The following is a 15,904-nucleotide window of genomic DNA, read 5'->3' on the forward strand; positions in this document are numbered from 1 at the left end:
AATTACACGGAATATGAAATGTATTATAGTCGATGATGAGCCGATAGCTCGCAAAGGAATCAAAAATCTGGTAGATCAGGTTCCGCAACTGGAACTCCTGGATAGTTTCAATAGTGCTGAGGCTGCCTCTCTATTTTTGTTGAACAATCCGGTTAACCTGATTTTTCTTGATATACATATGTCCGGAATTACCGGAATAGAGTTTGCGAAAAATGTAAATAAAAATACATTGATTATTTTCACAACAGCCTATTCGGAATATGCATTGGATAGTTATGAGGTGGAAGCCATCGATTACCTGGTGAAACCAATCGAAGGTGAAAGGTTCAGGAAAGCAGTTGATAAGGCTATCGCATATCACACACTGTTAGTTTCGGAAGAAAAGAAGAGTGTGGAAAATGTAGAGGATGAATATATATTTGTGAAATCGGACAGGAAGTATTTTAAGGTAAATCTTTCGGATATTCTTTTTATAGAAGGATTGAAGGACTATGTAATTATCCAGCTTGACGGACAACGTATAATAACGAAACTTAACCTGAAGACTATGCATGACCTATTGCCTAAAACAATATTTCTGAGAGTGAACAGATCGTATATTGTAAATATCAATAAAATTGATTCTTTTGATAATAACGATGTTTTCATTAAAACATATGAAATTGCAATTGGGAATACTTACAGAGAATCTTTTTTTAACGATTTTATATCAAAAAAGAGTAAGTGAAATTCCGTCAGAAGAATATTCAATGTAATAACGATTAATTAGTATAATATTTAGATCGGAGTTAACTTGTTGTTAAATAGATGTTAGTACTGAAATTTACTCATAATAAATACTCATACTATTTAGGTATTAAATGCACTATAAATACCTATTTGTGGTGATTGTGAGGAGAGAGGCTGTATATTACTTTTACGCGTTCGAAAATGAAAGATAAATTCTTTCAGAAATGATATTCGCACATAAATTAAAACAGACTCTAACAACAACAATGAGTAATAAACTATCCGGAGCTAACTTTTTATGCTCCTTGCTTTTATTGTTTTTTATAAGCAATACATTAAATATATCGGCCCAGCAATCAAAAAGTGGAACTATCACCGGACGTGTAACAGATTCACAGAAAAAAGCTGTTTATTCGATAGCTATATCGGTAGAAGGAACCACAATTGGTGAATATACAGATGAAAAAGGAGATTTCAAGCTGGTCAATGTTCCATCAGGAAATCGAATTATTGTAGTATCGGGAGTGGGGACAAAGACGATCAGAGTAAAGGTATTGGTTGAGCCGGGTAAAACTACCCGTGTCCCTGATATTGAAATAGACAATTCCGTAGAATTACATGAAGTAGCTGTAGAAGGGAAAACCGAAGCCCGCCAGAAGCAGGAGCAGGCCTATGCTATAACTGTGGTCGACCTTAAAAAGTCATACAATACTGTAGCCCCTCTGAGTAAGATGCTGAGCAATATCTCAAGTGTCCGTATCCGGGAAGACGGAGGAGTAGGGTCTAACTACAACTTCAGTCTCAATGGCTTTTCAGGAAATCAGGTGAAATTCTTTCTGGATGGGATTCCGATGGATAACTTCGGCTCTTCGTTCAATCTGAGTAATATCTCTGTGAATATGGCAGAGCGTATCGAAGTTTATAAAGGTGTCCTGCCTGTAAGCCTAGGCGCCGATGCCTTGGGCGGAGCGGTGAATATCATCAGTCGCAAAGATGCCAACTATCTGGATGCATCATACTCTATCGGGTCATTCAATACGCACCGGATATCTCTGAATGGAGCTTATACTGACCTGAAAACAGGCTTTACCGTCCGCGCCAATACATTCTTCAATTACTCGGATAACGACTATAAGGTATTCGCACCTATTAAGGATTTGAGTAACGGAAAAACAGTCGAAGAACGATGGGTGAAACGTTTCCATGACGATTATCAGTCGATGGGGATAAAATTTGAAACAGGGATAACCAATAAATCATATGCTGATTATTTATTAGCCGGAGTAATACTTTCCAAGAACGATAAAGATGTACAAACCGGTGCTGTGATAGATGCTGTATACGGTGGCGTAAAATCCAAAAGTGAGTCGATGATACCGTCTATCCGCTACAAAAAGGATGATCTGTTTGTTGAAGGCTTATCCGCTTCATTCTATGGAGCATACAGTATGGTCAACTCATTCAGCACAGATACTCTGGCGCGTAACTATAATTGGCTGGGCGAATGGGAGCCTTCCGATACAAAGGGCGAACGGGGAACTAATTCCTATACCGATTCCAAAATAAGGAATAGGGAGTGGGTCGCCAATGCCAATATCAGCTATATGATAGATAATCATCAGTCTGTTACACTCAATCATGTGTTTTCATCTTTAAACCGGAAAATTCATGATAAGGTCGATCCTGACAATGAATCGAACAAGATACCTCAAAAGTTGACGAAGAATATAACAGGTCTGGGCTGGCAGGTAAAATATGACAGATGGAATGCCAATGTCTTCACTAAACTATACAGTACAAACAGTTCTACCTATAAGATAGTGAATCAGTATATGACAGATGAAAGGCTTGATAAAGTAGATGATGATAAAACAAATGTTGGATATGGAGCTGCATTTACTTATTTTATTTTACCCAAGTTACAGGCTAAATTTTCTTATGAAAAGGCTTACCGCTTGCCGGAAAGCACCGAAATGTTCGGTGACGGACTTAATCAGTTGCGTAATCCCGATCTGAAACCGGAGAGTAGTAATAATGCGAATCTTGGTTTTATATTCGAACAGAATTTAAAAGAACATACTATCTTCCTCGAAGGTAACTTTATATACAGGGATACGAAAGACTTTATATTAAAGGACCTGACAGAAGCCTCGGCTGTTACCGGTTATAAAAATATGGGGAAAGTTCTTACCAAAGGTGTAGAGGGCGGAATAAAGTATCAATGGAAAAACCGCCTTCATGCGGGAGCTAATCTGACTTATCAGGACATAAAGGATAATCAGAAGTATGAAGAGAATACAGGCACTTATGTAGGAAACGGAAAATCCGAGAATCTCAATTATAAGCGTCGCCTGCCTAATATCCCGTACTTTTTCGGTCATGGAGATATAGGCGTGCAGTTTCAGAATATAGGGCTAAAAGATTCAGAATTGTCTTTAGACTATTCGATCAATTATATGTGGAAGTATTATCTGTCTTTTCCCGGTCTTGGGGCAAAGTCGACCAAAGATGTAATTCCCGAACAGACTTCGCATGATATCTCCCTGGGCTACACGATGCAGAACGGGCGTTATAGCGTTATGCTGGAATGTACGAATTTCACGGATGAAAAATTATATGATAACTACAGATTACAGAAGCCGGGTAGGGCATTTAATCTGAAATTCCGTTATTTCCTGAAATAAACTAAACTATACAATCAGATCTACTTAATGAAAACGAGCATGAAATATATAAATAAAATTACAGCATATATAATTATAGGATGCATCGTCTTATTTGCTTCGGCATGCGACGGTGATGAATTTGGAACTGAAGAAATACCTTTTGCGCCTTATGTCCTCAGTTTGGGTATTACATCCGGTGGTACAACTGCCTATTATCTCGTTACAGCGGAAGACCTGATGTCGGGGAATATCAATGCCGTAGGGAAAGGGATAGAGCAAAGCGGATTCCATGATTATGAGCAAGGCAATCAAACTATTTTTTGTGTAGGCGGTCTTGGAGTTACCAATACTACCGGAGTAGTAAGGGGAGGGGATGGTTACTTATTTGAAAAAGGTGAATTCACCTTCAATCAGTCCCTTAGTGCTTTTACACAGATTGACAATAATAGTATGATGGGAGTAGAAATTCCCGGTAATGCCGAAGAGGGAAGTAATATAACGTTTTATAATGTTGATATTAACAGCGTTGCTATTACCAGCCGCAAGACTGCTTCGATAGCGCCTATTTCCCAATTCGAATGGCCGAGTATTACAGGACTGTGTATGAGCGGTAATAAGATTTACATGACTTACTTCCATATGAATCCGAAGACGTATGAAACCAAATATACCGATACTACTTATGTCGCTGTATATTCTTATCCTGAAATGACATTGGACAAGGTGATGAAAGATACGCGTACAGGCCCGGCCGGATCGTGGTATGCACATAACGGTATATTCAAGGTAGAATCGGGTGATATGTACATCATGTCCAATTCTGCAATTTCTAATGGATATTCACAGAGCACTAAGAAAGCCGGATTCTTGCGTATACCGGCAGGTACGACAGAGTTCGACGATTATTTCTTCGATTTCGAGACTAAGTCGGGAGGCTTGAAACCTGCCCATGTAAAGTATATTGGTGACGGTCTGGTATTCGCCGAGGTTAGTACTATCAATCCCCAGACAGCAAATGACAGATGGGGAGATAAATCACTGGCATGCTATATAATAGATCTCAATAACCAGTCATTTAAAAAGATATCGGAGATTCCTGTACATGATGGGGATGGAGGACGCCGTTTTTCTGTCTTGGTTGATGGTGGATACGTTTATTTCCCCGTAAAGGTGAAGGATGAAGGCGTCTATATTTATCGTATTGATCCTAAAACGGCGACAGCCCAACGGGGAGCTAAAGTTTCTACTAATTTTGTCGGTGGCTTTTTTAAACTTAATTGAAATATTGTTTGATCTTTCTGATCCGATAAACCTGAGATATGGGTGAATAAATCAGGTTTATGTTGTTAAATCGATTATTAGTCTTACCTTTGTGGCGCAAAATAATTTGTGTCGGTCCTATCCTGTGATTATTTCCCCCACAATTTTGCACATTAATAAATTAAAGATGACTGCTAAGAGAGCAGACTGAATATTAGATGACATTTCAAGAATTAAATATCATAGAGCCGATATTAAGGGCTCTGCAAGAAAAAGGATATACAAATCCTACACCTATACAAGAAGATGCAATCCCCGTAGTTCTCAAAAATCAAGATATGCTTGGCCTGGCGCAGACCGGAACAGGTAAAACGGCAGCATTCTCAATTCCGATTATACAACATTTATATCAGAATAAAATAAGCGGAAGGAAAAGAGAAATAAGGGCGTTGATTATCACCCCCACCCGTGAACTTGCAATTCAGATTAACGATTGCATCAGGGAATATACCCTGTACACAGGATTACGCCATTGTGTGATATTCGGAGGTGTGAAGCAAAAGGCCCAGACAGATGAGCTGCATAAAGGCATCGACATCCTCGTTGCTACGCCCGGACGGTTACTGGACTTAATGAATCAGGGCTTTGTAAGCCTGAATGCTATAACTCACTTTGTACTTGATGAAGCTGACCGTATGCTGGATATGGGCTTTATACATGATATAAAGCGTTTATTGCCCAAACTGCCAAAGGATAAGCAGACTTTGTTTTTCTCGGCAACTATGCCTCCGGCTATAGCCGCACTTTCACGTTCTATATTAAGGAATCCTGTCAGGGTGGAAGTTGCTCCTGTTTCGTCCGTAGTGGACGTGATCGAACAAAGTGTTTACTTTGTAGAAAAGCAGGATAAGAAAGATTTGCTTATCAATTTACTGAAAAAAGATAAGAAACAATCGGTTCTGGTATTTTCCCGTACAAAGCATGGAGCCGATAAGATAGCACGTCTGCTATGTAAAGCGGGAATTGGTAGTGAAGCCATTCACGGGAACAAATCGCAGAATGCGCGTCAAAGAGCATTAGCTAATTTCAAATCGCATAAGACCCGCGTACTTATTGCTACTGATATTGCTGCCCGCGGAATAGATGTCAATCAGTTGGAACTGGTTATCAATTATGATTTGCCTGATGTCCCTGAAACCTATGTGCACCGTATAGGACGTACAGGAAGGGCCGGTCATAGTGGTACGGCTCTTACATTCTGTGCTGAGGATGAACGTCCGATGCTTAAAGATATTCAAAAGCTGACAGGTATAGTATTGCCTGTAGCTATTTAAAATGGATTTCCGGACAGGAGTCCGAAGATAAAACGAAAGATCAGGACTGGCTACTTAGATGTAACCAGTCTTTTTTTCTCCATTAGTTTATTCAGGAATGATACGGTTTCTTCCTGTGTCGGCAGGTTGTATAATGCTGCATTGGAACTCTGGCCAACTTTAATTGTTATCGCATCTTGCGGTAATGCCAGAAACATTTCTTCATCGGTGGTATCATCTCCTATAGCCATTATGAAGTCGTAGCTTCCTTTTTCTATCAATCTCCTGGCTTCTGAACCTTTGCTGATATCGCCGGATTTTACTTCTACTATCTTATTGCCTTTCATTATCTGCAAATTGTGACGGGCACAAGGGTTTAATAATGCATTGATAAGTTGGGTAACACGCAGGTCGGCAAGCCAGATGTCTACATTCCGGTAGTGCCACACCAGTGCCGTATCTTTTACTTCCATTTTCGAACGCGGAGTCCTTTTTACAGTTTGTTTGATTATGTTTGGTATCTCCTCATCCCATTCTACTTTCTGGGCGGTTTGATACCATATCCCTTCTTCCCGGTAAAAGGCGCCATGTTCGGCTGCCAGTCCTATTGGCAGATGCCCAAGCCATTTATCGAGAGTTTGCTTGTCGCGTCCGCTACTTATGACTACATGATTTCCCGGATAGGTGCTTAACTCTTCCAATATTTTGAGCAGGTCGGGTGTCGGATATGCTTGCATCGGCTCTTTTTTGAATGGTGACAACGTTCCGTCATAGTCAAGTATAATCAGCCTGTTCTGAGCTTTATCATATGCCTGCTTGATAATATCGAAGTTTGTTTTTTCTACTATCTTTTGTTGTAATGCATCGTTTTTAGATTTTATGTCAGTCAGCTCTTCAATGAAATCCTTAGCCCATTGATTGACTGTTTGGGTAGATATGATTTCCTGCATAGATGCTATCGTTTCTAACTGTTCATTAACAGGCATCTCCAACGCCTGTGCTATTGCATTCTCTATCTCTTTGGTATCTGTAGGGTTCACTATAATGGCATCTGACAATTCTATGGAAGCACCTGCCATTTCACTCAAAATAAGGACACCCGGCTCATTTCTTTTGGTCGCCAGATATTCTTTGGCAACAAGATTCATACCGTCCCGTAGCGGGGTTACCAGAGCTATATCTGCTATATGGTAAAGGGCAGCCAGTTCTTCGAAATTGAATGCACGGTAAAAATAATAAACAGGAGTCCAGTCGATTGTTGAATGCTTCCCATTGATTGCTCCCACTTTCATATCTATATCCTTCTTTAGTTCGGCATAAATATCCACATTGTCGCGCGAAGGGGCTACAATCATTACCAATGAAACTTTACCCGTATATTCCGGATGATTGTCCAGAAACTTTTCAAAGCTTTTGAGACGGATCATAATTCCCTTACTGTAGTCTAATCTGTCTACAGATAAGATTAGCTTACCTGTGCCGAAGCTGGCTCTCAGCTCTTCTGCATTTTTGTTTATATCGGGATCTAATAAAGCATTGTGAAACATATCATAGTTGATGCCCATAGGGAAGGCATCTACATCGACTACACGCCTGTCCATTTGTATTTCATCCAGGTTACAATCCAGCTTCAATACCCTGTAAACAGCACTTATGAAGTGGCGCATATAGCTGTGAGTATGGAACGCCACTAAATCTGCGCCCAGTAGTCCGTTCAGTATTTCAGCTCTTTCGGGCAAACCACGAAACAGTTCGTAAGAAGGGAAAGGAATATGATGAAAATACCCGATGCTGATATCGGATACTTTATCCCGTATCATTTTGGGCAATAACATCAACTGATAATCCTGTATCCATACAATATCTCCGGGTTCTATAATTTCCAGAGCCGCTTCACAAAATAAATTATTGACCTCTTTATAAGCTTCCCAGTATTTGTTTTCATAATGCATATAGTTGGAAAAATAATGGCAGAGCGGCCAAAGTACACTATTGCTGTATCCCTCGTAGTAGTTTTCTATCTGTTCAGGAGATAAGTAGACCGGATGGAAGTTTTGCTCTTCGAGCTGGTTATCTATAATTTCTTTTTCTTTACAATCATCGAGGTACATTCCCGGCCAGCCGATCCAGTGTTTTTCCATCTTCATTTCCAAAGAATCGAGGCCGGTAGACAATCCTCCCGGACTGGATATTACTTTATATATGTTATTTTTTTCAACTATTTTGAGTGGTAACCTGTTAGATATAATAATAAGTTTCATCTTTTTGATTTTTAATAATTAAAAGTTGACGGAGTATCCGGAGATATTCCTGACAATGCATTTCTTCCGGGACAAGGGAAGAAATAAATGATAGCAAAAATGTGAATTAATACTAATTAGAACAGAAAAATAACGTATTTGGTTCAAACAAAGGCTATATTGTATCATAAAGAACGGCATAAAGACTGAACAAAAAAAATAAAAACATGAATAATCTGAATTACGGAGTTATAGGAAATTGTAAATCGGCGGCATTAGTATCTGAAAACGGAAGCATAGATTGGTTATGCGTACCTAATTTTGATTCACCATCGGTATTTTCTAAAATTCTGGATGAAAAATCGGGAGGAAGTTTAGCTTTCATAGTATCAGAAGATTATAAATGTTCTCAGCAATATCTGAGAGGGACTAATATTCTTTGTACAAGATTCGTCTCGGAAGAAGGAAGTTTCGAAGTACTTGATTTTATGCCCAGATACAGGACTATGCAAATGGATTACTTTTTTCCTGCTGAGGTTTACCGTTATATCCGCTTAATTGGAGGCAAGCCGCGTTTCCGAGTCAAATATGAACCTGTAATGAATTATGCAAAAGAAACAGCCGTTCATCGTAAATTTGAGGATTGCATAAAAACATCTTCATGCGAGAATGTAAAGGATAATATGTATCTGTATTCGAGTATTGATTTTGATACGATACTTAATGAAGAAGAAATGATACTCGAAAAAGAGGAGTTTCTGATGTTATCATACAGTCAAAAACTTGTCTCCATAGATATCGACCGGGTTTATCTCGAATACCAGCGGACCAAAGTCTACTGGCTCAACTGGAATAGCCGGTCCCGTAAATTTGTTCAGTACAATGATGTTATATCCCGTAGTTTATTGATATTGAAATTGATGTCTACTCAGGATTCAGGGGCGGTAATCGCCGCTCTGACGACCAGTATGCCCGAAACGATTGGTGAGGTGCGCAACTGGGACTATCGCTTTTGTTGGATAAGGGATGCTTCCATGTCGATAGAAACCTTGCTGAAAATGGGACATCAGGCTTCCGCAAAGCGATTTATGGGATTCATAAAAAGAATATTGAAATCCAAATCTGATTCTTTCCAGATTATGTACGCGATAGATGGCAACCGCATTCTCCGGGAAGAAATACTGGAGCATTTGTCAGGATATGAGAATTCTCAGCCTGTAAGGATAGGAAATGCGGCTTATAATCAGCGGCAAAACGATTCGTTAGGATATCTTATGGATGTTATCTACAACTATTATATCCATTTTCCGGGTACTTTGGACGAAATTGAGGAGATGTGGGAAGTCGTGAAAACTATCGTTAAAACGGTAACTGTAGAATGGCGGAATACCGACCAGAGTATCTGGGAATTCCGGAATACGGAAAAGCATTTCGTGTTTTCGAAAGTAATGTGCTGGGTAGCACTGGATAGGGCTGTTAGTATTGCCACTTTCCTGAATATGCCTGAGTATGAGATGGAATGGAAAGAGCAGGCTGAGCTTATAAAAAACGATGTTTTAACAAATGGATGGAATGAAGATATACAGAGTTTTACGCAGGCTTACGATAATTGTGATGTAGATTCTTCTCTTTTGCTAATGGAACAGTACGGATTTATTGAACCGGATAATGAGAAATTTATCAAAACCGTGAAGAAAATAAAAGAAGAGCTTTTTCACAACGGGTTGATGTACCGTTATAAGAATAAGGATGATTTTGGTTTACCGTCTTCTTCTTTCACTATTTGTACATTCTGGCTGATACGTGCATTGTATGTTACAGGAGAGAAAGATGAAGCGTTGAAGATATTCAATGAATTACTTACATATTCAAATCACTTGGGTTTATTCAGTGAAGATTTGGATTTTGATACGAAGAGGCAGTTGGGTAATTTTCCACAGGCTTATTCGCATCTGGCATTAATAAACACGGCATTGTTGTTCTCAGATGAGCGTCCATTCTCTAAATTTGTCAGGGCGTGATTTATAATAATTGTATAAGAGATAATTTCGTACGCGATAAGATCAGGTCAATGTTCTTGCTGTTATTATATACGCTATTTTCTTTGTTATATATGTTATTGCCACATTTATCCCTTTAATTTAATTTTTCGTTTTTGGTATCACTATAATTTGGTATTAAATGGTATATATATAATTATATATGGTGATTGTATGGAATGTGTCATTATCGTAGGTTTGTGTCAATTTTATTTCACAAATTGACATTTTAAATTAAGCGATGAAAACTTTGCGATTTTGTTTCATGGTTATGCTATTTATAACCAGTATATCTATACATGCCCAGAATATCCGTTCTACTGTATCGGGCACAGTTGTATCTCCTGATAAGATACCCTTGGAGAATGTATCCGTTTCGATTGAAGGTACTCATTATGGGGCTTTAAGTGATGAGAATGGAAAATTCCGTTTCAGCGGGCCAATAGGCCAATATATGCTTGTTGTATCTTCATTGGATCATAAGCCGTATAAATCGGCCGTAAACCTAAAACGGGGAGAAAATACGTTCAATATTGTATTGACCGAAAAGGCGCATGAATTAACCGAAGTAGTTGTTGAAGCTGCGGTGAACAGATTCTCGAACAAGGAATCTGAATACATAGCCAGACTCCCGCTCAAAAATCTGGAAAATCCGCAGGTATATTCTGTAATTGGTAAGGACCTGATAAAAGAGCAGATAATTGTCAATTTTGATGATGCTCTTAAAAATAGCTCGGGAATTGATAAGCTCTGGTCCTCTACCGGACGCGGTGGCGATGGCGCTGCCTATTTCTCGTTAAGGGGATTTGCTGTTCAGCCCACAATGGTAAATGGTCTGGGCGGACAAACAAACGGAGGGTTGGACCCTGCCAATATAGAACGTATAGAAGTCTTGAAAGGGCCTTCGGGTACACTGTTTGGCAGTAGCTTGGTTTCTTTTGGCGGATTAATAAATATTGTAACCAAAAAGCCATTTGAGAATTTTGCCGGTGATATATCATATACTATGGGCAGCTACGGGCTAAGCCGGATAGCAGCCGATATAAATACACCGATAGACAAGGACAAGAAATTGTTGTTAAGGACAAATGCGGCCTATCAGACAGAAAATAGTTTTCAGGATGCCGGTTTTAAAAAGTCTGTATTTCTTGCTCCGTCTTTGCTGTATAAAGCAAGTGATAGATTGTCATTCACCGTCAATACTGAATTTTATACTTCGGAAAGTACAAATCCATTGATGGTATTCCTTAACAGAAGCCGGGAATTGGAATATAAGACACCTGATGAATTGGGGATGGATTATAAACGTTCATTTACAAGTAATGACATAACAATAAAAACACCTACCACTAAGTTGTTTGGTATGATGGAATATAAATTATCTGATAAATGGACGTCGCAAACATCTGTTTCATACAGCAACCGTCAGTCGAAAGGTTTATACTCGTATGTGATGTTTCTCCAACCTCTTAGAGACGATACATTGAGCAGGTATGTCGGTTCGCAGAATACAACCGGAACAACAGTCGATATCCAGCAAAATTTTATAGGAGACTTCAAAATAGGAAATATGAGAAACCGCCTGGTGGTTGGATTCGATTATTTCAACAGTAAATCGAAGGGTAGTAGCAACTATATATTGTTTGATAAAATAAGTAGTACCGGAGCCGATCCAAACTATACAAATCTGAGTGAGGCTGCTGTAAATGCCAAGCTATCAGGGAGCACCCCATCCAAATCAAATTCGAACGCAAATACATATAGCGTGTATTTCTCTGATGTATTGAATGTTACCGACCGGCTTCTATTGATGGCGAGTTTACGGCTCGATTATTTTGACGACAAAGGTTATTATGATGTTAGTAGCGGGGAAACATCAGGCGATTACAATCAGACAGCTTTCTCTCCTAAGTTTGGGGCCGTTTATCAGATATTACCGGAAAAACTTTCTATTTTTGCCAACTATATGAATGGTTTTGAAAATGTGGGTTCTTCGGTTCAGCCGGACGGTTCAGTCCGTACGTTCAAACCAAAACAGGCAAACCAAATAGAGGGAGGTATTAAAACATCATTGTTTGATGGAAAACTGGTAGGTACAGCGAGTTATTATGATATATATGTGACTAATGTAACTCGTCCTGACCCCGATCAAGTCGGTTTTACGATTCAGAACGGAGATGTTTATAGCCGTGGTGTGGAATTTGATCTTACAGTTAATCCCATAGCTGGTCTTAGTATTATCGCCGGATACAGTTACAACGAAAGCGTAAACAAAAAGACAAGTCCATCTGTTGATGGTCGCAGGGAGATAAGCGCAGGCCCCAGAAATTTAGTAAACGGATGGGTAAGTTACACAATACAAAATGGTGCAGCTAAAGGCCTTGGATTCGGATTCGGTGGTAATTATGCCAGTGAGAATGCAATAACTAATACTGCAGAAACAGGCAGATTCGTTATCCCTGCATATACGATATTGAATGCCACCGCTTTTTATGCGACAGGTGCATTCCGTTTTGGTTTGAAGGTGGATAACCTGACCGATAAAAAATATTGGAAGGGCTGGAGCACTGTTGAACCTCAAAAATTAAGACAGGTAATCGGAAATATTTCATTTCACTTTTAATGAACACAAAACAAAAGAAAAGATTTTCATTCCGTAAGGTATGCCATTGGGCGCACCTTTGGCTTGGTTTAATATCAGGGATTATTGTTTTTATTATAGCTATCACCGGTTGCATTTATACTTTTCAGGAAGAACTTCGTGGCATATTTCAGCCACAGCAATCTGTAGTAAAGGAAGATAAGCCGTTTTTGTCACCCCATCAGCTCAAAGAGAAGGCAGAGCCATATGTTTTCAAAATCCCCGGAGATAGTCTTAATACAATCTACGGAGTAAGTTACAATAAAGGAGACAAGCCCGTTACAGTGGCATATAACCATAGCGAAAAAGGATATACCCTTCTGCTGTTAAACCCTTATTCGGGTGAATATATTGGAGAACAAACTTATAGTGGCGACTTTTTCGGTTTTATTCTTTCCGGTCACCGCAATCTTTGGCTACCTTATGCAATAGGGCATCAGATAGTGGGCTGGGCAGTTGTTGTATTTGCAATAGTGACAATAACCGGAATTGTGCTGTGGATTCCCCGCAAATGGAAGAAAAAGGCTGTAAAGGCGGGATTGGCTATAAAGCGGAAAAGCAGATCATTTATGTTATTCTACGAATTACATAAAGTATTGGGGTTTTATACGGTTCTGTTCGCTCTTATTTTCGCTCTAACAGGGCTGACATGGAGTTTCAAATGGTATTCAAATGCATATTATAATGTAATCTCCGGAGGAGAAGAACTCAAAGAGTGGACTCCGGCTTTGTCCGATACTACTTTAGTATCCTCATTTTCAAATCCGGACGAAGTATTATGGGAACGTGTTAAGCAGGAATACAAAATAGGGGAGCAAGGTATATTTATATTTGATTTTCCTATCGGGGAAACGGGTGCTTACCGCATTTGTTTCAATTCGGCTGATAATAATGAGACGTATTACAAACGACATTTCCGCTTTTTTGACCGTAACTCATTGCAGGAACTCGAAGGTGGCGGTATATATGGCATAAGTTATGAGGAGTCTTCCAATGCGGATAAGTTTTACCGTATGACTTATGATATCCATGTCGGGGCAATCGGCGGTCTACCGGGCAAAATAATTATGTTTCTGGCAAGTTTTATCATAGCCAGTTTACCTGTAACCGGTTTTATAATATGGCTAAAGAAAAAGAAGCCGAAAGCGGAAAAATAAAACGGAATAACCAGCATTAAATAAACAAAGGCTGTCTCAAAAGTAAGGCAGCCTTTGTTTCTGTGATTTTAGATAAATTCTATATTAGTTGTGCAAATAAATAATTTAATTAAAATATTCTATTCTTTTATTTTTTACAATGATTAAACTTATATTGAAAATGGTTATTTGTTTTTGCTAACGTTTTATCTATAAAGTAAGCTATTAGCCATTAGCTTTTAGCTGTCAGCAGATAGCTCTTTGAAAAATGAGATGAGGATTTAAAGATTCAAGGTTTAATAATTTGAAAATTGAAAATGTGTAACTTTTGTTACCTTTTAACTATATATCATAAATAAAGGTTAATTAAATGTCACTGGTGATAAGTATATTGTTAATATTAGAAAGATGTAAGATATGAAGATTTGATTCTGCCGGCCAGATATAATAATGCATAACAAAGCTACTACCATATTGAGAAAGAAAAGGAATTCGCCTTTACGACTAAATTTTTCGTCTTGATACAAAACGGAAAACTACCAATGTTTTAACATCTTACTTTTATACTGAAAAAACAACATAGATCGTGAAACATTAGTTATGGAGCAGAACAAATCTTTTTCCACATCCTTGCAGAGAATTACAGTCATAGATGCTTTAAGGGGCTTTGCCCTATTGGGAGTCATACTCACCCATATGTGGCAACATTATGGTATTTTTTCATTTTCCGGTATGGACCTAGGTGAACCTTTGTTTCCTAAATTAGATGAGTCGCTCCGGTGGCTACTGCAAAATGCGATAATGGGAAGGTTTATAAATATCTTCGCATTCCTGTTCGGTCTAAGCTTTTTCATTCAGATGGACAGAGCTTCTAAAAAAGGGATTGATTTCCGGAAACGTTTCTTGTGGCGCATGGTTATACTTTTTATTATCGGAATCATCGGAAACTGTTTTTATACTGGAGATATTTTATCCATTTACGCTGTATTCGGAGTATTAATGGTTTTTCTTTATAAGTGTAAGAATTGGGTATTAATTGCTATCATTACCCTTTTGCTGATAGGCCTTCCCCGTATTTTAACAACGAGTTATAATCAAATGGTAAAAGTAGAGCAAACAACAAATTCGGGCAGTGCCCAAACTTCGGAAAACCGCCCTGCTGTACGTCCGCAAGCTTCAAATACGGAGAAACCTTCTTTTCTTAATTCAGCAAAGAATAACCTGACAAGAGGGCTGGAGGGAAAATTAAATTATCAATTTGGCTTATTTGGCCGTGGATATATTACACTGGCATTATTTATCCTAGGATTGATTATTGGTCGTATGCGCTTCTTTGAACAGGTTGAGATACAGAAGAAAAGGAACTTCATCCTTTTTGCAGGATTTGTTCTTGCCGTTATTGTTGTAAACTGGATTGTTGGATTATTTCCACCACAAGATATAAGGATGCTTATGAGGTCGGGTGCTGATATATCACCTGCTTTATTAGCTGTAATGGCTTTAGAAAATATTAGTACAGTATTATTCTCCGGGGCTTTGGTCATGGGATTTATAATACTTTACCAGATTAAAGGTATTGGAAAATGCCTGAGTGTGATGACTCCATATGGTCGTATGGGACTCACTAATTATGAGATGCAAAGTGTTATCGGTTGTCTTATATTCTCTATGTGGGCATTGGGTTCTATTTTTGGCAGCTGGGGAATTACAGAGTTATTTGCTTTAGGATTGGCTATATATGCAATGCAAGTCATATTTAGCAAATATTGGCTGAAACACTTCTTGTATGGACCTCTTGAATGGCTCTGGCGTTCGGCTACTTATCTGAAACTGCAACCATTCAGAAGGAAATAAATAAAATTATTTCGGTAGAATTTAAA

At 38.8% G+C, this 15,904-nt stretch carries 9 protein-coding genes; 8 read left to right on the forward strand and 1 reads right to left on the reverse strand.

Features of this window, described 5'->3' with window-relative positions:
• The first annotated feature begins 13 nt into the window (after nt 1-13).
• From HMPREF9455_RS01910 to HMPREF9455_RS01925, 4 genes are all read left to right on the forward strand, one after another.
• Nucleotides 14-727, forward strand: a complete 714-nt coding sequence (locus HMPREF9455_RS01910; RefSeq protein ID WP_006797882.1) for a LytR/AlgR family response regulator transcription factor — start codon at nt 14-16, stop codon at nt 725-727.
• Nucleotides 728-995: 268 nt separating this feature from the next.
• Nucleotides 996-3,413, forward strand: a complete 2,418-nt coding sequence (locus HMPREF9455_RS01915; RefSeq protein ID WP_044215402.1) for a TonB-dependent receptor — start codon at nt 996-998, stop codon at nt 3,411-3,413.
• A 39-nt stretch (nt 3,414-3,452) separates the two neighbouring features.
• Nucleotides 3,453-4,676 (forward strand): DUF4374 domain-containing protein, encoded by a 1,224-nt coding sequence (locus HMPREF9455_RS01920; protein ID WP_006797884.1) that lies wholly within the window; start codon nt 3,453-3,455, stop codon nt 4,674-4,676.
• Between the two features lie 197 nt (nt 4,677-4,873).
• The gene (locus HMPREF9455_RS01925; protein ID WP_006797885.1) at nt 4,874-5,989 is read left to right on the forward strand and encodes a DEAD/DEAH box helicase; all 1,116 of its coding nucleotides are present in this window, start codon (nt 4,874-4,876) and stop codon (nt 5,987-5,989) included.
• A 50-nt stretch (nt 5,990-6,039) separates the two neighbouring features.
• Here the strand turns inward: HMPREF9455_RS01925 and HMPREF9455_RS01930 are convergent, their stop codons facing one another.
• Nucleotides 6,040-8,229, reverse strand: coding sequence for a bifunctional alpha,alpha-trehalose-phosphate synthase (UDP-forming)/trehalose-phosphatase (locus tag HMPREF9455_RS01930; RefSeq protein ID WP_006797886.1), 2,190 nt, complete (start codon nt 8,227-8,229; stop codon nt 6,040-6,042).
• Between the two features lie 206 nt (nt 8,230-8,435).
• Here HMPREF9455_RS01930 and HMPREF9455_RS01935 point away from each other — a divergent pair, with 206 nt between their 5' ends.
• The 4 genes from HMPREF9455_RS01935 to HMPREF9455_RS01950 all read left to right on the forward strand — a co-directional run bounded on the left by HMPREF9455_RS01935 (nt 8,436) and on the right by HMPREF9455_RS01950 (nt 15,878).
• Nucleotides 8,436-10,229 carry a glycoside hydrolase family 15 protein gene (locus HMPREF9455_RS01935; RefSeq protein ID WP_006797887.1) on the forward strand — a complete coding sequence of 598 codons (1,794 nt, stop codon included), beginning with the start codon at nt 8,436-8,438 and terminating at the stop codon, nt 10,227-10,229.
• Between the two features lie 259 nt (nt 10,230-10,488).
• On the forward strand, nt 10,489-12,870 hold the full coding sequence (locus tag HMPREF9455_RS01940; RefSeq protein WP_006797888.1) for a TonB-dependent receptor: 2,382 nt from the start codon (nt 10,489-10,491) through the stop codon (nt 12,868-12,870).
• Nucleotides 12,870-14,045, forward strand: coding sequence for a PepSY-associated TM helix domain-containing protein (locus HMPREF9455_RS01945; protein ID WP_006797889.1), 1,176 nt, complete (start codon nt 12,870-12,872; stop codon nt 14,043-14,045). The genes HMPREF9455_RS01940 and HMPREF9455_RS01945 overlap by 1 nt, the downstream gene beginning before the upstream one ends.
• A 579-nt stretch (nt 14,046-14,624) precedes the next feature.
• Nucleotides 14,625-15,878, forward strand: coding sequence for a DUF418 domain-containing protein (locus tag HMPREF9455_RS01950; protein ID WP_006797890.1), 1,254 nt, complete (start codon nt 14,625-14,627; stop codon nt 15,876-15,878).
• Nucleotides 15,879-15,904 lie beyond the last annotated feature (26 nt).

Origin of the sequence: Dysgonomonas gadei ATCC BAA-286 (assembly GCF_000213555.1) — a bacterium.
Taxonomy (GTDB): Bacteria; Bacteroidota; Bacteroidia; order Bacteroidales; family Dysgonomonadaceae; genus Dysgonomonas; species Dysgonomonas gadei.

Bases quoted from the DNA above. Each gene is read 5' to 3' on its own strand.
- HMPREF9455_RS01910 (WP_006797882.1), top strand. From the start codon at position 14: ATGAAATGTATTATAGTCGATGATGAGCCGATAGCTCGCAAAGGAATC.
- HMPREF9455_RS01915 (WP_044215402.1), top strand. From the start codon at position 996: ATGAGTAATAAACTATCCGGAGCTAACTTTTTATGCTCCTTGCTTTTA.
- HMPREF9455_RS01950 (WP_006797890.1), top strand. From the start codon at position 14,625: ATGGAGCAGAACAAATCTTTTTCCACATCCTTGCAGAGAATTACAGTC.
- HMPREF9455_RS01925 (WP_006797885.1), top strand. From the start codon at position 4,874: ATGACATTTCAAGAATTAAATATCATAGAGCCGATATTAAGGGCTCTG.
- HMPREF9455_RS01940 (WP_006797888.1), top strand. From the start codon at position 10,489: ATGAAAACTTTGCGATTTTGTTTCATGGTTATGCTATTTATAACCAGT.
- HMPREF9455_RS01945 (WP_006797889.1), top strand. From the start codon at position 12,870: ATGAACACAAAACAAAAGAAAAGATTTTCATTCCGTAAGGTATGCCAT.
- HMPREF9455_RS01920 (WP_006797884.1), top strand. From the start codon at position 3,453: ATGAAATATATAAATAAAATTACAGCATATATAATTATAGGATGCATC.
- HMPREF9455_RS01930 (WP_006797886.1), bottom strand. From the start codon at position 8,229: ATGAAACTTATTATTATATCTAACAGGTTACCACTCAAAATAGTTGAA.
- HMPREF9455_RS01935 (WP_006797887.1), top strand. From the start codon at position 8,436: ATGAATAATCTGAATTACGGAGTTATAGGAAATTGTAAATCGGCGGCA.